The organism is Micromonospora sp. NBC_01699 (genome assembly GCF_036250065.1).
Taxonomy (GTDB): Bacteria; Actinomycetota; Actinomycetes; order Mycobacteriales; family Micromonosporaceae; genus Micromonospora_G.
Genome location: NZ_CP109199.1, coordinates 2,132,914 through 2,149,152 on the forward strand (window position 1 = coordinate 2,132,914; position 16,239 = coordinate 2,149,152).

Consider the following 16,239-nt stretch of genomic DNA (forward strand, 5'->3'; position numbering starts at 1 on the left):
AAGATCATCCGTTCAGGCACATGACATTTGTGAACTGGACTCCCCGACCCGCCCTGCATACCGTGAGCCCTGGTCGGGGCAGGCAGGCCCCGATCACCACCCCCCGGGCCGGGTTCGCCCGATCGACGTGAGCGGGCCGAGTCGATGCGTGTGCTGCATGTGAACAAGTACCTCTACCGCCGTGGCGGCGCGGAGGGCTATCTGCTCGACCTGGCCGCGTTGCAGCGGGCAGCCGGCGACACGGTCGCCTACTTCGGCATGACCCACCCGGAGAACGAGGCGCCGCTGCCGTACGCCGGGCACTTCCCGGCCGAGGTGGAGTTGGAGCCGGCGCCGAGCGGGCTGCGCCCGCGCGCGGCGGCGGCCGGCCGGATGCTCTGGTCCCCAACGAGCCGGCGCGGGCTGGCCCGGGTGATCGAGGACTTCCGGCCGGACGTGCTGCACCTGCACAACATCTATCACCAGCTCTCCCCGTCGGTGCTGGCCGCCGCCCGGTCCGCCGGGGTGCCGTGCCTGCTGACCATGCACGACTACAAGCTCGCCTGTCCCAGCTACCAGCTGCTCGACCGGGACCGACCCTGCCAGGCGTGTGTCACCGGCGGCCCGTTGCAGGCCGCCCGGCGGCGGTGCAAGGACGGCTCACTGTCGCGCAGCGCACTGCTCGCGGTCGAGTCCTGGTTACATCGCGAACTGCACGCGTACGACCCCGTGCAGGTCTTCGTCAGCCCGAGCGAGTTCCTGGCCGACGTGATGCGCCGCGCCGGGGTGTACCCGGACCGGTTGCGGGTGGTGAACCACTTCGTCGACCTGACCGGGATCGCGGCCAAGGAGCAACCCGGCGGCGGGGTCGTGTTCGCCGGTCGGCTCGCCCCGGAGAAGGGCGTCGACGTGCTGGTCGAGGCGGTCGCCGCGCTGCCGGACGGGGTGCCGGTCGACATCGCCGGCGACGGTCCGGCCCGCCCCGCGCTGGAGGCGCTCGCGGACGCGCGGGTGCCGGGCCGGATCCGGTTCCACGGCCGGCTGGACAAGGCCCGGCTGCACCGACTGGTCCGGTCGGCGGCGGTGGTGGCGGTGCCGTCGCGCTGGCACGAGAACCAGCCGATGGCGGTGCTGGAGGCGTACGCCTGCGGGGTTCCGGTGGTCACCACCGACCTGGGCGGCCTGCCGGAGCTGGTCGAGCCGGGGGTGGACGGCGAGATCGTCGCCGCCGACGCGGCCGGTCCGCTCGCCGACGCGCTGCGGAGCCTGCTGGCCGACCCGACGCGGGCGTTCGAGATGGGGCGGGCCGGCAGGGCGAAGGTGGCCCGCGACTTCGCCCCGCGACTGCACCTGGACCGCATCCGCGCCCTGTACGCCGAAGCCGCCGCCTCCCGGCCGACGAATACCCGACGGGTACGGTCTGCCGCTGCGGCGGGTGCGGGTGCCACGGGTGACCGGGGAGCGGCCCGGTGAGCGCGGTCCGGGTCCTCTACCTCGCCGGTAGTGGGCGCAGCGGCAGCACCCTGGTCACCACCGTGCTGGGCCAGCTACCCGGCTTCTTCGCCGCCGGTGAGCTGCGCTACCTGTGGCGGCGCGGCATCGTGGAACACCGCCCCTGCGGGTGTGGGCTGCCCCTGACCGAGTGTCCGTTCTGGGCCGGTGTGCTGCGGGACCTGCCGGACGCCGACCCGGCCGGGATCGCCGCCCGGCTGGGCGACCGGCTCCGGCTGCGGGGCCTGCCCGCGCTGCTGCGCCGGCACCGCCGGGGCCGTCCGCCGGTGCCCGCCCACCCGGACGACAACCACCTGACCCGGCTGTACGCCTCGATCGCCGAACACGCCGGCCCCGGCGGCGTCATCGTCGACTCGTCCAAGCTGCCGCCGTACGGGGCGCTGCTCGGCAGCCTGCCCGACGTTGAGCTGTACGTCCTGCACGTGGTCCGGGATCCGCGCGCGACCGCCTTCTCCTGGCGCCGCCGTCGGGTGCTGGACGGTGGCGACGACCGGCTGATGGCCCGCCCGCCGGTCTGGAAGGCCGCCCTCCTTTGGCTGGTCTGGAACAACGCCACCGTACGACTGTGGGGTTCGTCGGGCCGCTACCTGCGGGTACGTTACGAGGACTTCGTCGCCGCCCCGGCCGACACCACCGCCCGGATCGTCCGGTTCGTCGGTGGCACACCGGGCGAGCTGCCCTTCCCGACCCCGGACACGGTCCGACTCGCCGCCACCCACTCGGTTGCCGGCAACCCCTCCCGGCACCGGACCGGCGTGGTCGGCGTGGTCGCCGACAGCGAGTGGCTCGCCGGGCTCTCCACCGGGGCGTACGCCACCGTGACCGGGCTGACCGGGCCGACCCTGCGCCGGTTCGGCTACCCGCTGCGCCGCCCCGCCGTCTCGGCCGGTCCTCCCGGACCGACCGTTGTCTCCCCGTCACCCGCCGCCCGGCAGGAAGGCTGAACGATGCTCTCACTGGTGGTGGGCACCGGCCGGTGCGGTTCGACGCTGGTCCAGGAACTGCTCTCCCGGCACCCGGCGGTCGGCTTCGTGTCCGGACTGGACGACAAGCTCGCCCGGCTCAACCCGAAGGGCCGGTTCAACGGCGAGCTCTACCGGCGTTCGGCACCGCGTCCGGCCGGCATGACCTCGCTGCGGCACAGCCGCCGGCTGTTGGAGCGGGGCCGGCTGCGGGTAGCCCCTTCGGAGGCGTACCACCTGCTGGATCGGCAGGTGCTGGGCGGTTTCTCCCGGCCCTGCCGGGACCTGGTCGCCGAGGACCTGACCCCGTTCGTGGCCCGTCGGCTGCGCGCCTTCTTCGACGACCGGATCGCCCGGCAGGGCTGCGGGCAGTTGGTGCAGCACGTGACCGGGTGGCCGCGTACCGGCTTCCTGAACGCGGCGTACCCGGACCTGCGGGTGGTCAACGTGGTCCGGGACGGCCGGGCGGTGGCCAACTCCTGGCTCCAGATGGGCTGGTGGGACGGGTGGCGCGGGCCGGACAACTGGATCTACGGTTCGCTGCCGGACGACCTGCGGCAGGAGTGGGCGGAGTCCGGCCAGTCCTTCCAGGTGCTCGCGGCGCTCGGCTGGAAGATGCTGATGGAGGCGTTCACCCAGGCCCGGCTGCGGCACCCCGACGACCAGTGGCTGGACGTACGGTACGAGGACCTGGTCGCGCAGCCGCGTGAGCAGGTCGGCCGGATGCTCGACTTCCTCGGGCTGGACTGGTCACCGGCGTTCCAGAAGGGCTTCGCCCGGTACGACTTCCCGCCGGGGCGGGCGGCGGCGTACCGGGACGAACTAAGCCCGGCCCAGCTCAATGCGATCGAGCGGGTGCTGGAGAAGCCGCTGGCCGAGTGGGGCTACCCGATCTGACCCCGGACCGGGCAGCCCCGACTCGAAGATCTTGGCATAACCTATAGGGAACATACGTTTTGTTCGCCTGGGGAGGTTGTGCGGATGAGGACGCTTCGAGGCGCCCGACGGGGTACGGCACTGGTCATGGGCACGGCGCTGGCGATCGGCAGCCTGGTCGGCTGCGCCAAGGACGACACCGGCGCCACCACCGCGGACGGAGTTCAACTGGTCTCGGCCGGCAAGCTCACCACCTGCACGCACCTGCCGTACTCGCCGTTCCAGTCCAAGGACGGCAGCGGCGCGGTGGTCGGCTTCGATGTCGACCTGGTCGACCTCGCCGCGAAGAAACTCGGCGTCACGCAGGCCATCGTGGACACCCCGTTCGAGGGGATCAAGTCCGGTGCCGACCTCAACTCCGGCAAGTGCGACGTGGCCGCGGCGGGGATGACCATCACCGAGGCCCGCAAGGAGGTGCTCGCCTTCAGCGACCCGTACTTCGACGCCACCCAGGCCCTCGTGACGCCGGTCGGCAAGCCGTACAAATCGCTGGCGGACCTGGCCGGCAAGCGGCTCGGCGTACAGGGCGCCACCACCGGCGAGGACTACGTCAAGGCGCAGGTCGCGCAGCAGGGGCTCAAGATCGAGGTGGTCTCCTACAAGGACCTCGGTGCCGAGCAGCAGGCGCTGGCCACCGGCCAGATCGAGGCCGCCGTCGGTGACCTGCCGGTGTGGAACGAGTACATCAAGGCCAACCCCGGCAAGGTGGTCGTCGCCGCCGGCTTCGACACCGGCGAGCAGTACGGCTTCGCGGTCAAGAAGGGCGGCGACCCCAAGCTGCTGGCGGCGATCAACGAGGCGCTCGCGGCGGCACGGGCCGACGGCAGCTATGACACGATCTACGAGAAGTGGATCGGCGCGAAGCCGGCGAGCTGACCGGGTCCGAGTGACAACATCGCCCGGTGGCGCCCGCCGCCGCGCGATCTGGGGGAGGCATGGCAGAACCTGAGACGCTCGCGGCCGGGACCGGGGCGGCACCCGCCCCGGTCCCACCGCCGCCGGCCCGGCGCCGGCTCGGCCGCCGCCAACGGCAACGGCTCGGGCGTACGGCCGGTTACCTGGTCTTCGTCGCGCTGCTGCTCGCCGTGGCGGCGGCGGCCGACTGGGGACGGCTGGCCGACGCCTTCTTCCGGCTCGACATCGCCGGGGAGATGTTCCCCGAGGCGATCACCGTCGCGCTGCGCAACACCATCGTGTACACCCTGCTGGCGTTCGCCTTCGGGCTGGTGCTCGGCCTGGTGCTGGCACTGATGCGGCTGTCGTCGGTCGGCCCGTACCGCTGGTTCGCCACCGGTTACATCGAGCTGTTCCGTGGCCTGCCTTCGCTGCTGGTCCTGTTCATGGTCGGCTACGGCGTGCCGCTCGCCTTCCCCAACCGGGAGATCCCCGGCGGCGTGTACGGCGCGGTCACCGTCGGGCTCGGGGTGACCGCCGCGGCGTACATGGCGGAGACGATCCGGGCCGGGATCCAGGCCGTGCCGAAGGGACAGTTGGAGGCGGCCAGGACGCTGGGCATGTCGCACGGCCGGGCGATGGTCTCGATCGTGCTGCCGCAGGCGTTCCGGATAGTGATCCCGCCGCTGACCAACGAGATCATCCTGCTCACCAAGGACACCTCGCTGGCGTACGTCCTGGGTGTCACCGCGACCACCATCGAGCTGACCAAGTTCGCCGGGGACGCGCTCAACACCAGGGTCAACCCGACCCCGCTGGTGGTGGCCGGTCTGCTCTACCTGGCGATCACGCTGCCGCTGTCGCAACTGGTCCGGTGGCTGGAACGCCGGGCCGCGAAGGAGAGGTGACCGGCGGTGCCCGCGATCGAGATTCGTGACCTGCGCAAGTCGTTCGGCAAGCTGGAGGTGCTGCGCGGCATCGACCTGTCGGTCGAGACCGGCGAGGTGGTCTGTGTGATCGGACCGTCCGGCTCGGGCAAGTCGACCCTGCTGCGCTGCGTCAACCTGCTGGAGCAGCCGTCGGGCGGGTCGGTGCACGTGGCCGGGGTCGAGGTCACCGACCCGGACTGCGACATCGACGGCGTACGTCGCCGGATCGGCATGGTCTTCCAACAGTTCAACCTCTTCGGCCACCTGCGCGTACGGGAGAACCTGACGATCGCGCAGCGACGCGTACTCGGTCGTTCCCGGGCCGAGGCGGACCGGATAGCGGCGGCGAACCTGGACCGGGTCGGCCTGGCCGACAAGGCCGACGCCTACCCGGCGCAGCTCTCCGGCGGGCAGCAGCAGCGGGTCGCCATCGCCCGCGCGCTGTCGATGGACCCGCAGCTCATGCTCTTCGACGAGCCGACCAGCGCGCTCGACCCGGAGCTGGTCGGCGAGGTGCTGGCGGTGATGCGCGGGCTGGCCGCCGAGGGCATGACCATGCTGGTCGTCACCCACGAGATGAGCTTCGCCCGCGAGGTCGCGTCCCGGGTGGTCTTCATGGACGGCGGTACGGTCGTCGAGTCCGGCCCACCGGAGGAGGTCTTCGGCGCGCCGCGCGAGCCGCGTACCCGGGAGTTCCTGCACCGGGTGCTGGAACCGACCCGGGTCAGCGAGGCCGAGATCGGCGCCCACGCCCCGCCGGTCACCGCCGCCGGCGCAGCCTGAGGTAGAGCAGGGCCCCGGCGGCCAGCACCAGCGGCCAGAGCAGGTACCAGCCGGTCATCACCAGCAGCGCGGTCACCGCCACCAGCGCGAACAGCGCCGACCGGTGGGCCCGGGTGCCGCGCGGCAGCAGCCGGAGTGCGGCGGCCGTACCGAGGGCGTACACCAGGACGAAGCAACCGGTGGTGAGCAGCACCAGCGGTTTCGGGCCGATGCCGGCGGCCACCGCGACCGCCATCGCCAACCCGGCCAGCGCCGAGACCACGAGCAGGCTGCGCCGGGGCACCTCGCCCGCGCTGCTGCCCCGGTCCAGCCACGCCGGCAGCGCGCCGTCGCGGCCGAGTGCGGCGCCGAGCTTCGCCGCCCCGGCGAAGTACGCGTTCATCGCGCCGAGGGTGAGCAGCAGCGCGGCGACGGCGGCGAGCAGGTGCACCTCGCCGCCGATGCCGAGGGCGAGCAACTCCGCCAGCGGTGCTTCACTGGCGCCGGCCGCCGGGCCGAGGACGAGCACGGTGGCGGCGGCGACGCCGAGGTAGAGCACGCCGACCACCACAACCGCGATGGTGGCCGCGCGGGGCAGGTCGCGCGCCGGCCGCCGGAAGTCCGCCGCCAGGTGGGTGATCGCCTCCCACCCGGCGAAGCTCCAGACCAGCAGCGCCGCCGCCGGCCCGATCGCGAGCCAGCCGTGCGGCGCGAACGGCCGCAGGTTGTCCCAGCGCAGGTGCGGCAACGCGGCCAGCACGGCGGCCAGCAGCAGGGCCACCAGCAGCGCCGCGAGCACCAGTTGCACCCGACCGGAGACCCGCAGACCGAGCGCGTTCGTCACCGTCACGACCACTATCAGGACCGCGCCGGTGACCGCCGTGGTGGTCGTGCCGCCGCCCAGCGAGGCGGCCACGTAACCGCCGGCGAACAGCGCCGCGGCGGGGGCGCCGGCCGGGACGGCGAAATAGAAACACCAGCCGACGATGGCCGCCGCCCGCGGCCCGAAGGCGTTGCGGACGTACGTCGAGACGCCGCCCGCGTCCGGGTAGCGCGCGCCCAGCGCGGCGAAGGTCGCCGCGAGCGGCATCGACAGTACGACCAGGGCCAGCCAGGCGAGCAGCGACGCCGGTCCGGCCGCCTCGGCGGCCAGCGCGGGCAGGGCGATCACACCGGTGCCGAGCACCGCCCCGACGTAGAGCGCGGTGCCCTGGGCGACGGTCAGCCGGCCGCCGGTCCGTACGGTGCTGCTGTCTTCGATCAACGAGTCGGTCACGGGGTAAACCTGCTGCACCCGGCGATCGCCGACCAGTGGCAGGAATGACGATCTGCGGTACGTTCCTGCCATGAAGTCACCCCACGTGGTCGCGCTCGCGGTCACCGACGCGATGCCGGTGTTCGAGTTCGCCGTACCGTGCGAGGTCTTCGGCGTCGACCGCTCCGACCTGGCCGACCCCTGGTACGACCTGCGCCTGTGCGCCGCCGTTCCCGGCCCGCTGCGGACCACCCTCGGCCTGCGGGTCGACGCCCCGTACGGGTTGGACGAGCTGGCGAGCGCGGACACGGTGGTGGTGGCCGCCTGCAACCGGCCGACGCAGCTGCGCCCGCCCGAGCCGCTGCTCGACGCGCTGCGCCGGGCGCACGACCGGGGCGCCCGGATCGTCTCGATCTGTAGCGGTGCCTACCTGCTGGCCGCCGCCGGCCTGCTCGACGGTCGGCGGGCCACCACGCACTGGATGAACGCGGTCGACTTCGCCCACCGGTTTCCCCTGGTCCGGGTCGACCCGGACGTGCTCTACACCGACGACGGCGACCTGTTCACCTCCGCCGGCACCGGCGCGAGCATCGACCTCTGCCTGCACCTGGTCCGACTCGACCACGGCACCGCCGTCGCGAACGAGGTGGCCCGCCGGATGGTGGTTCCGCCGCACCGCGACGGCGGCCAGGCCCAGTACGCCCGCCCGGTCACCCGGGGCGAACCCCACTGCGACCTGTCCCCGTTGCTGGACTGGGCCCGGGGGCACCTGGACCGGCCGCTGACCGTGGCGGAGTTGGCGCACCGGGCGCACCTGAGCCCGCGTACGTTCGCCCGGCGGTTCCGGGACACGCTCGGCACCAGCCCGTTGCAGTGGCTGGTCGAGCAGCGGGTACGGGTGGCCCAGGAGTTGCTGGAGACGACCGACGAACCGGTGGAGCGGATCGCCCGCGTCGCCGGGTTCGGTAGCCCGGTGAGCCTGCGCCGGCACTTTCGCCGGGTCACCAGCGTCTCGCCGCAGACGTACCGGCACGTGTTCCGTACCGGCGACCGCTGATCGGGGCGGTACCGCGTCGTACCGGCGTCGCCTCCCGACCGAGCGGGAGGCGACGCCGGGCGCGGAACGCCGCCGGAATCAGCCCGCGTAGACGGTCCAGGACTGCGCTCCGGTTCCGTTGCAGCCCCAGAGTTGCAACCGCTGGCCGGCACTGAAGTTGCTTCCCGGAACGTCGACGCAGATTACATAATCGCTGTGGGTGGCGAGTTGGTGACCGCCACCCCAGGCGGGGGCGAAGTGCCACCTTTGGGAGGCGCTACCGTTGCAGTTGTTGACCTCCATCGGGACGCCCCAACCTCGTTCTCCGTCGAAGTCGAGGCACAGATTGCGGTTGTAGCCCGGGTGCAGGTAGTCGCCGCCCTCGCTCGCGGTCTCCCAGATCCAGAGCTGTGCGTCGCTGTTGTTCCCGAACCACAACTGGACGGCGGCGTTGGCCGGACCCGAGTTGGACACGTCCAGGTACAGGTTGCCGGTCGCGCGTTCCAACAATCGGTATTTTGGCCAGTGGGAAGGGAATGCGGGATCGACCGCGCTGGCCGGTGCGACCCCACCGACCAGCGTGGACACGACGAGCAGGGTACCGGCGAGCAGCACTCCCGCGATACGCCTTCGAGTGAGCATGAACGACCTCCGGATACGCGCCCGTGTGGGAAAAGGCAGCCGAAAGGCGGGCCAATGCTCATGGCCCGACGGAAGCCCCGCCCCGTACGCGGCTTGTCGATGACTGGAATCGACGCTACCGGATGTGCCGTTGGTCGAACTCACCTTTCGACGGTGGCCGAAGCCGCTATGGGTTCGGCCGATCCGGCTACCGCTTTATCAGTGCGATGACCCCCACAACCAAGGTGCAGTTCCCCGGCGAGTGGGCCGACCGATATCCGGGCCGCCGCCCGGACGTGTTGCCACGGGTCGTTGACCAGGAGCGATGCCGTATCGCCGCGGGTCGGTCGGACACCCGACAGGTTCTGCCGTATGTCCGGTTAGGACGGTCGGGCCGGGGCATGCGTTAATGCGCCGTGACTTTCATGACACTGCCCAGGAAGCTCGTCCTTGTCGGCTGCATGATCCTTACCGCCGGTCTCGCCGGCTGTGGGTCCGACGCGCCGGACGACGTCGCGAGCGCCGGCTCAAGCCCGTCCGCTCCGGCGGTCTCCGCCACCCCGCCCGCAGCCACCACCCCGCCCGCCGACCCGTCGCCGGCCGCCGCTCCGGCTGCCGACGACGGCTGCCCGCCGGACGTCAACCTGATGTTCGAACGGCTCAAGGAGGCCAAGGCCATCGTCGACGAGATCAACCCGAGCCTGACCGGGATCCAGGAACCGACCTGCGCCGACGGCTGGGCGGTCGCCCGGACCGTGGTGAAGGACGGGGACGAAGCCCTGGTCCTGTTCAAGCACGACCCGGCGACCGGCCGGTGGAACCCGGTGGCCGCCGGTACCGACGGAGTCTGTGACGGCACGCAGAAGGTGCCGGCGGCGGTCCAGACGAAGCTCGGCCCCGGCTGTTAGTCGATCCGATACGGAAGACGCCGCGGAGCGGTGCCCATCCCTCCGCGGCGGCCCCGGCCGCGAGCCTGTCCACCGGGCCTGCTCCTGGCCGACGTTGACCGGGGCGTCCCGTCGTGGTCGGGTCAGCTACCCGCCGGGTCCCGGCCGGGCAGCGTGGCGCGGTCGGCGGCCTCCCGGCCGGACTCCCAACCCTCCCGGCTGTCGACCCGGCTGCCACGGGCCCGGACCGTGTTCGGGAAGACCTGCCGCATCGTCTCGCGTACCTGCTCGTCGCGGGCGGCGAGCACCGGCAGCAGGTCGACCGGCTGGGGACTTCCGATCTCGGCGGTGCTCCGGGTCGCCTCGGCCAGGGCGGCCTTGGCGGCGCCGGCCAGCCGTTCGCCGATCCGGATGGCGAACGCCACCAGGAAAGACTGCCGGAACGCCTTGAGCCTGGCCCGGCCGGCCTTGCCGCCCGGCGGCTCGCTCTGTGCCATCGCCCGGTGCGCCTGCACCAGCAGCGAGGTGTAGAGCAGGTCGACCGCGTCGATGTCGGCGTCGAAGCCGAAGACCGTACTGAAGCCGAGTTCCGGCGACCAGACGGTGTGGCAGCGGTTCGCGCGGGCGACGGCGTCGAGCAGCGACGCCTTCTCACCCTCGTACGGGTGGTCCACGCCGATCCGGCGGGCGAACGGCACCACTGTCCGGTTCCCGTCCCGCGCGACCAGCAGCGCCTCGTCCAGGCTGTGCCGGGTGATCAACTCCTGGGCCTTGGCGGTGTACGCCTCCGCCTCCGCCGGGTACGTGCTCGACTCGGCCTTGGCCAGCAGGGCGCGTACCCGATCGAGCAGCCGTTCGTCGATCCGTCCGGAACCGTCGGCGCCGGACCGGCGGCCACCCACCGCTGGAGAACCGGGTGGCGGGACGAGGATCTCGACCGGCGGCACCTCGGACAGGACGGTGAGCAGGCTGAGCACCGTGTCGAGCACGGTCACCCGGTCCGACCGCCACCGGGTGGTGATCTCGTCAAGGTAGCCGGCGTCGGCGGTCCACCAGACGTGCGCGCCGAGCGTCTCGGCCTGGGCCAGCCACCGCTGGTCGACCGTGGCCCGGGAAAACCCCCGCAGGTACGCGGCGACCGCGTCGGTGACCAGTTGCCCGTGCGTCGGCCGGCCCCTGCGCTCGACCACCCGGTGCAGCTCGACCGGCTGCCAACCACCCCGCAGCAGCCGGTCGCACGCTTCCCGGAGCATCTCCACCAGCACCGGGTTGACCTCGGTCGACGGCGCGACGGTCAGCGCGTCCAGCCCGGTCTCGTAGTCGACGGTCCCGCCGACCACCGCACTGATCCTCGCCTGCACCGATGTCACCCGGATATCGTTACGGACGCCGATCCGGCCCTGCTCGGCGGGTGCCGTCCGCAGCGGATTTGTCACACGAGGTGGTTGTGATGGTCCAGCTCCGCCCCTTGCGTCCCTTCCGTCGCATCACCGCAGTTGCAGGGGGTCACCGTTCAGCGTGTTGCCGGTCCATTCGGATACGGCGGAGGCCGGGTCGACGTCGTGCGGCCCGAACGCGTACGGCGTGTGCCAGCGGTTGTCGCGTACCCGTACGTTCGTCAGTGCTTGCCCGTTCTTCGCCCGGATTTGCAGGCCGTGGGTGCCGCCGGTGAAGTCGTTCGACTCGATGGTGATGTTGTCGATTCCGGTCAGATCGGTATTGACGCTGACGCACCCCGAGGGCCTGACCCCACCGGCGATGTTGATCACGTTGTGCCGGATGGTCATGTCCGACCCCTGCCAGACGTCGATGCCGTTCGTACTGGCGTCGGTGGCGACCGTATTCGGTTGGTCGATCACGTTGAATTCGACCCGCGAGTTGCCGAGCAGCCGGACGGCGTTCGTGAACCGCCTGAAGGTCGTGTGACGGACGACCAGGTTCCCGCCCATGATCGCCATGTCGGTGCTGGTCGAGTTCATCCCGTCGAACTCGCTCTGCTCGACCGTGACCCTGCCGCCCTCGACGATCAGGTGGTAGAAGTCGACGAAGTTGAAGCTGCTGTTGCGGATGGTCACGTCCCCGCCGCGAATCGTCAGCCGGCCGGTGAACCTGCGGTCGGTGATGACGTGGGTGCCGTCGTCGATAGTGCTCGGCCCGGCGTACGGCGTGAGGGCCGCCGGGTTCGACAGGCCCGCGCCACCCACCGGCTGCCGCCCGGCATCGGGCTCCCCGGCGCTGTCGGGCTCCCCGCCGGCCGGTGCCCCCTCCGGCCCGGTGGGCTCGGCGACCGGGACCGCCGGCTCGTCCGGGGGCACCGACTCGGTGCCGGTCTGTTGGTCGGCCGCCGTCCCACCGCCGGCCCGGTCCTCGGGCGTCGAACGGGTGGTGCCGAGCACCACCGCGACCGCCACCAGGCCGATCACCAGCACCCCGGCGAGGACACGGGTGGTCGTCCCGACGCGTCGGAGCGACGGCGGTAACCAGCGCGGGCGATCCGGCGTCGGGCCCCGGTCGGCGGGCTCGCGGCGGTGCAGCCCCACCCGGTCCCCGCCCGCACGGGCAGTGTCCGGCGCGGCCGACACCGGCCGTCTCGCGCCGGGATCCGTACCGTCCGCCGCCGCCGTTGCCTCGACCGCCGCCGCCGTTGCCTCGACCGCCGCCGCCGTTGCCTCGACCGGCGGCCCGAAAGCCGTGTCCGTATCGGCTTCGGCCGGATCGGGCGCGACGGCTTCGTTTTCCGACACGCGGTCACCTCCCCCGTGATGCGACCGGCGGCCGACCCCTGGCACTGGTGGCGGACGGCCCCGCGATCGGGGCAACAGTTAACCATCTTCGATCGCTCACCACGGCCCCGTGGATTGCCGGCGGTGGCCCGCCCGGAGGGCCGGGAAACAACCCGACAGGAGATCAGGACCGGGGCGGATCAGCCGCCCGTTCGGTCGTACCGGGAAATTGCGATGTTGGTTGACGTATAGATCAAGGTGAACCAGGCTGGTCGGCGGAGACGGGCCCGGAGTTCGGGCCCGAGCGAGTCGAGAGGGAGCGCGGATGCCGCATCTGACGTTGCACGAGCCGGGAATCCGGGGACTGTTCCGGTTCCGACCCGAGACGGCCCTTCCGCTCAACGGCCTGGTCGAGGTGTTGCTCTGCGGGCCCAGCACACTCAGCCGCGGGGAACGCGAGCTGATCGCGGCGTACGTGTCGGCGCTCAACGAGTGCCGCTACTGCTACTCCGCCCACGCCGCCTACGCCGCCGCGCAACTCGACGAGGGAATGGAACTGGTCGAGCAGGTACGCGCCGACCTCGACGCCGCGCCCGTGTCGGCCAAGCTGCGGGCCCTGCTGCGCATCGCCGCCGCCGTACAGAACACCGGACGGGCGGTCACCGACGACCTGGTCGCCGCGGCCCGGGCCGAGGACGCAGGCGATCAGGAGATCCACGACACGGTCCTGATCGCCGCCGCGTTCTGCATGTTCAACCGCTACGTCGACGGACTGGCCACCGCACTGCCCGAAGACCCCGACTTCTACACCAACCGGGCCAAGCGCATCGTCGCCGGTGGTTACCTGGCCGTGCTGGAGGAAGCCAGGGCCGGGCAGAGCTGACCGGGGGGCCGCCCCGGCGGTGACTACCTCGCCAGGGCGGCCATCCAGGACTCCACGTCGGTGGCACTGCGCGGCAGCGCGGCCGAGAGGTTGCGGCTGCCGGTCGTGGTGATCAACAGATCCTCCTCGATCCGCATACCCAGGCCGCGCAGCTCCGCCGGGACCAGCTCGTCGTTCGGCTGGAAGTAGAGACCCGGCTCGACCGTCAGCGTCATGCCGGCCCGGAGTTCGCCGTCGGCGTACCGGCCGGGGGTGGCTCGGGCGCAGTCGTGCACGTCCAGGCCGAGCATGTGCCCGGAACCGCAGAGCGTCCACCGGCGGTAGAGCTGCCGCTGCGGGTCCAGCGCCTCGTCCAGCGAACACGTGAGCAGGCCCAGGTCGACCAGCCCGGCGGCGAGTACGGACATCGCCGCCCAGTGGTAGTCACGGAACGCCGCCCCGGGGCGCAGCGTGTCGATGGCCGCGTCGTTGGCCGCCCGGACCAGCTCGTACACGTCGTGCTGAACCGGGGTGAAGCGGCCGCTGACCGGCAGCACCCGGGTGATGTCGGCGGTGTAGCGGGTGCCGACCTCCACCCCGGCGTCGAGCAGCAGCAGCTGGCCGGGTCGTACCGGGCCGGTGTTGTCCTTCCAGTGCAGGGTGGCCGCGTGCGCACCGGCGGCGACGATCGAGTGGTAACCGACCTCCTCGCCCTCGGTACGGGCCCGCCGCCAGAAGGTCCCCTCCAGCCACCGCTCGCCACCGGGGCCGGTGGCCTGCGGCAACGCCCGTACGACGTCCTCGAAGCCGCGGACGGTGACGTCGACGGCGTGCTGGAGCTGGTCGACCTCCCATTCGTCCTTGATCAGGCGCAGGTCGGCCAGGGCGACCGCCAGGTCCGCCTCCCCGGCCGGATCGGTCACCGGGACCAGCGCGTCCAGGCGCGGGTCGATGCCGCGCAGCACCCGCGCCCGCCGGCTCGCGCGCAGCACGTCCGGCAGTTCCGTCAGCGGGCGGCAGCGCAGTCCCAGGGCCCGACCCAGGGTGACCAGGTCGGCGCGGGCGCCGTTCCACACCACCCCGGTGGTCCGGTCGGCCCAGTACCCGACGCTGCCCAGCTTCGGCGGCTCGTCGGTGAACAGGGTCGCCTCGCCGTCCGGGTCCAGCACCAGCGTCCCGCCACGGTTGCCGTCCCCGGTCAACCAGGTGTAGTCGGCGCCGGGGCGGAACCGGTAGAACTGGTCGTTGCTGCGTACCGGCGCGGCTCCGGCCGGGACCACCAGGTGCTCGCCGGGGAACATGCCGGCCAGCCGGGCCCGCCGCTTCGCCGCCCAGGCGGCCACCTCCGGGTGCACCTCGATCGGCGCGTCCGGCTCGCTCCAACCGGTCCCCATGAACTCGGCCAGGGCGGCGGGAATGGCCAGGTCGTGGCTGCCGGTGTCGAGCGTCTCGGACATTGGGTGGTTACTCCCTACTGTTGCGGGCGGTAGTTGCCGGTGAGTCGCCCCAGCTTCAGCGCGAGGTGCAGGCAGAGCCGCTCGTTACCGTCCTTGAGGTCGGTCTCGGCGAGCTGCTCGACCCGTTGCAGCCGGTAGTAGAGCGTGGTCCGATGCAGCCGGAGCTGTTCGGCGGTGGCGTGCGCGTTACCGGCCAGGTCCAGGTAAGCCTCCAGCGTCTCCAACAGGACGTGGTTGGCGTCGTCGCGCAGCAGCCGCTCCAGGCCGGGATGCACCCCGGCCACGTCCAGGTGCTGGTCGTCCAGCCGGGAAAGCACCCGGTAGATGCCCAGGCTCGCCCAGGCGACCACCCGGCCGAGCGCGGGTAGCTGGACGCCGACCCGGGCCGCCTGCGCCGCCTCCTCGTACGAGCCGACCGCGTCAACCAGGCCGGCCCGCGATCCGCCGATGCCGATCACCGTACGGGCGACCGAGCCGAGGCCCCGGGTGGCGTGCTGGAGTGCCTCGTCGAGATGCCGGGCGACCGCCTCCGGCGCGGGCCGACCGGCGACCCGGCCACCGCAGAGCAGCAGCACCCCGTGGTCGTGCCGGACCAGGTGCAACGCCTCGCGGGTGCCGAGCCAGCGACGGGTGGTGACCAGCGCCTGTTCCAGGGCGATCCGGGCCACCTCGTCCGGCACCTGACCACGCGGTACGACCAACTGGGCGACCAGCCCGACCGCCGTACCGTCACCGGCGATGACACCCTCTTCGAGCAGCGTACGGACCGCGTGCCGGCGGGCCTCGACGCTCTCCACCAGCAGGGTACGGGCCGCCTCGGTCTCCCGCTGCGAGGCCAGCTCGCCGAGCAGGTTCTCCCGGTACAGCGCCAGGGCCAGGTCGGCCATCACCCCGTTCGCGGTTTCGATGTCGGCGTCGGTCATGCCACCGTCGGCGTCGATGAACCAGACGAAACCGAGCAGCAGGTCGTCGTGCCGGATCGGTACGCACACCCGGGGCAGCAGGTCGAGTTCCGGACACGCGTCGGTGCGTACCGGTTCCCGGGCCTTCATGATGCCGACGTTGCGGAACCAGGCGATCACCTCGGGGGTGGTCTGCCGCCGCAGGATCGAGGCCCGCCGGACGTCGTCCAGCACCCCGGTGTGTTCGCTGTAGACGACAACACGTTGTCGTCGGTCTTCGATGAGCGCCGGCCGTCCGACGCGGGCGGCGACGGCATCGACGATGCGTTGCAGCTCAGCCTGCATGTCATCCCCTGGTCGTCCCTGGATTGCCAATGGGCAGGTGCCCCGGGAATCCGACCGGAGCCGTTGGACCGCCAGGCCCTACCTTCGCGTTGATATTGGCCCGAGCGCAAGTGGTCGTTACCAAGTCAAGACCGAAGAGCGGACCCAGCTACCGGCAGAAGTCGGGGCGAACTACCG

The 16,239-nt window shown here is 72.0% G+C and carries 15 protein-coding genes; 9 read left to right on the forward strand and 6 right to left on the reverse strand.

The window, feature by feature from the left end:
• The first annotated feature begins 144 nt into the window (after window positions 1-144).
• The 6 genes from OG792_RS09615 to OG792_RS09640 all read left to right on the forward strand — a co-directional run bounded on the left by OG792_RS09615 (window position 145) and on the right by OG792_RS09640 (window position 5,995).
• Entirely contained in the window at window positions 145-1,452 is a 1,308-nt protein-coding gene (locus OG792_RS09615; RefSeq protein WP_329108885.1) for a glycosyltransferase, read from the forward strand.
• Complete coding sequence (locus OG792_RS09620; protein ID WP_329108886.1) at window positions 1,449-2,435, forward strand: sulfotransferase; 987 nt, start codon at window positions 1,449-1,451, stop codon at window positions 2,433-2,435. Before OG792_RS09615 ends, OG792_RS09620 begins: the two co-directional genes overlap by 4 nt.
• Window positions 2,436-2,438: 3 nt before the next feature.
• Window positions 2,439-3,350, forward strand: a complete 912-nt coding sequence (locus OG792_RS09625) for a sulfotransferase family protein (RefSeq protein WP_329108888.1) — start codon at window positions 2,439-2,441, stop codon at window positions 3,348-3,350.
• An 84-nt stretch (window positions 3,351-3,434) separates the two neighbouring features.
• Window positions 3,435-4,265, forward strand: a complete 831-nt coding sequence (locus OG792_RS09630; RefSeq protein ID WP_329108890.1) for an ABC transporter substrate-binding protein — start codon at window positions 3,435-3,437, stop codon at window positions 4,263-4,265.
• Between the two features lie 59 nt (window positions 4,266-4,324).
• Window positions 4,325-5,191: an amino acid ABC transporter permease gene (locus tag OG792_RS09635; protein ID WP_329108891.1), complete on the forward strand. Its 867-nt coding sequence runs from the start codon at window positions 4,325-4,327 to the stop codon at window positions 5,189-5,191.
• Window positions 5,192-5,197: 6 nt separating this feature from the next.
• Window positions 5,198-5,995 carry an amino acid ABC transporter ATP-binding protein gene (locus tag OG792_RS09640; protein ID WP_329108893.1) on the forward strand — a complete coding sequence of 266 codons (798 nt, stop codon included), beginning with the start codon at window positions 5,198-5,200 and terminating at the stop codon, window positions 5,993-5,995.
• On the opposite strand, the gene OG792_RS09645 is transcribed toward OG792_RS09640, so the two are convergent.
• The gene (locus tag OG792_RS09645; RefSeq protein ID WP_442932458.1) at window positions 5,973-7,238 is read right to left on the reverse strand and encodes an APC family permease; all 1,266 of its coding nucleotides are present in this window, start codon (window positions 7,236-7,238) and stop codon (window positions 5,973-5,975) included. The two genes, OG792_RS09640 and OG792_RS09645, sit on opposite strands and share 23 nt — an antisense overlap.
• An 82-nt stretch (window positions 7,239-7,320) precedes the next feature.
• Between OG792_RS09645 and OG792_RS09650 the strand changes: the two genes are divergently transcribed.
• Window positions 7,321-8,286, forward strand: a complete 966-nt coding sequence (locus tag OG792_RS09650; RefSeq protein WP_329108895.1) for a helix-turn-helix domain-containing protein — start codon at window positions 7,321-7,323, stop codon at window positions 8,284-8,286.
• Window positions 8,287-8,364: 78 nt separating this feature from the next.
• Here OG792_RS09650 and OG792_RS09655 read toward each other — a convergent pair whose 3' ends face one another.
• Window positions 8,365-8,907, reverse strand: a complete 543-nt coding sequence (locus OG792_RS09655; RefSeq protein ID WP_329108896.1) for an RICIN domain-containing protein — start codon at window positions 8,905-8,907, stop codon at window positions 8,365-8,367.
• Window positions 8,908-9,311: 404 nt separating this feature from the next.
• On the opposite strand from OG792_RS09655, the gene OG792_RS09660 reads away from it, so the two are divergent.
• Complete coding sequence (locus OG792_RS09660) at window positions 9,312-9,794, forward strand: hypothetical protein (RefSeq protein WP_329108897.1); 483 nt, start codon at window positions 9,312-9,314, stop codon at window positions 9,792-9,794.
• Between the two features lie 122 nt (window positions 9,795-9,916).
• Here the strand turns inward: OG792_RS09660 and OG792_RS09665 are convergent, their stop codons facing one another.
• Both OG792_RS09665 and OG792_RS09670 read right to left on the reverse strand, forming a co-directional pair.
• A complete protein-coding gene (locus OG792_RS09665; RefSeq protein ID WP_329108898.1) occupies window positions 9,917-11,143 on the reverse strand; it encodes a DUF2786 domain-containing protein in 1,227 nt (408 codons plus the stop codon).
• A gap of 117 nt (window positions 11,144-11,260) precedes the next feature.
• Complete coding sequence (locus OG792_RS09670) at window positions 11,261-12,517, reverse strand: right-handed parallel beta-helix repeat-containing protein (RefSeq protein WP_329108899.1); 1,257 nt, start codon at window positions 12,515-12,517, stop codon at window positions 11,261-11,263.
• 304 nt (window positions 12,518-12,821) lie between these two features.
• On the opposite strand from OG792_RS09670, the gene OG792_RS09675 reads away from it, so the two are divergent.
• A complete protein-coding gene (locus tag OG792_RS09675) occupies window positions 12,822-13,379 on the forward strand; it encodes a carboxymuconolactone decarboxylase family protein (RefSeq protein ID WP_329108901.1) in 558 nt (185 codons plus the stop codon).
• A 23-nt stretch (window positions 13,380-13,402) separates the two neighbouring features.
• Here the strand turns inward: OG792_RS09675 and OG792_RS09680 are convergent, their stop codons facing one another.
• Window positions 13,403-14,815 carry an aminopeptidase P family protein gene (locus OG792_RS09680; protein ID WP_329108902.1) on the reverse strand — a complete coding sequence of 471 codons (1,413 nt, stop codon included), beginning with the start codon at window positions 14,813-14,815 and terminating at the stop codon, window positions 13,403-13,405.
• A gap of 14 nt (window positions 14,816-14,829) precedes the next feature.
• Entirely contained in the window at window positions 14,830-16,062 is a 1,233-nt protein-coding gene (locus OG792_RS09685) for a PucR family transcriptional regulator (protein WP_329108903.1), read from the reverse strand.
• Between the last annotated feature and the right edge of the window lie 177 nt (window positions 16,063-16,239).

What these genes read in the sequence shown, in the direction of transcription:
- OG792_RS09615 (WP_329108885.1), top strand. Translation starts at nt 145, where the DNA reads ATGCGTGTGCTGCATGTGAACAAGTACCTCTACCGCCGTGGCGGCGCG.
- OG792_RS09625 (WP_329108888.1), top strand. Translation starts at nt 2,439, where the DNA reads ATGCTCTCACTGGTGGTGGGCACCGGCCGGTGCGGTTCGACGCTGGTC.
- OG792_RS09630 (WP_329108890.1), top strand. Translation starts at nt 3,435, where the DNA reads ATGAGGACGCTTCGAGGCGCCCGACGGGGTACGGCACTGGTCATGGGC.
- OG792_RS09635 (WP_329108891.1), top strand. Translation starts at nt 4,325, where the DNA reads ATGGCAGAACCTGAGACGCTCGCGGCCGGGACCGGGGCGGCACCCGCC.
- OG792_RS09650 (WP_329108895.1), top strand. Translation starts at nt 7,321, where the DNA reads ATGAAGTCACCCCACGTGGTCGCGCTCGCGGTCACCGACGCGATGCCG.
- OG792_RS09655 (WP_329108896.1), bottom strand. Translation starts at nt 8,907, where the DNA reads ATGCTCACTCGAAGGCGTATCGCGGGAGTGCTGCTCGCCGGTACCCTG.
- OG792_RS09660 (WP_329108897.1), top strand. Translation starts at nt 9,312, where the DNA reads ATGACACTGCCCAGGAAGCTCGTCCTTGTCGGCTGCATGATCCTTACC.
- OG792_RS09675 (WP_329108901.1), top strand. Translation starts at nt 12,822, where the DNA reads ATGCCGCATCTGACGTTGCACGAGCCGGGAATCCGGGGACTGTTCCGG.
- OG792_RS09680 (WP_329108902.1), bottom strand. Translation starts at nt 14,815, where the DNA reads ATGTCCGAGACGCTCGACACCGGCAGCCACGACCTGGCCATTCCCGCC.
- OG792_RS09685 (WP_329108903.1), bottom strand. Translation starts at nt 16,062, where the DNA reads ATGCAGGCTGAGCTGCAACGCATCGTCGATGCCGTCGCCGCCCGCGTC.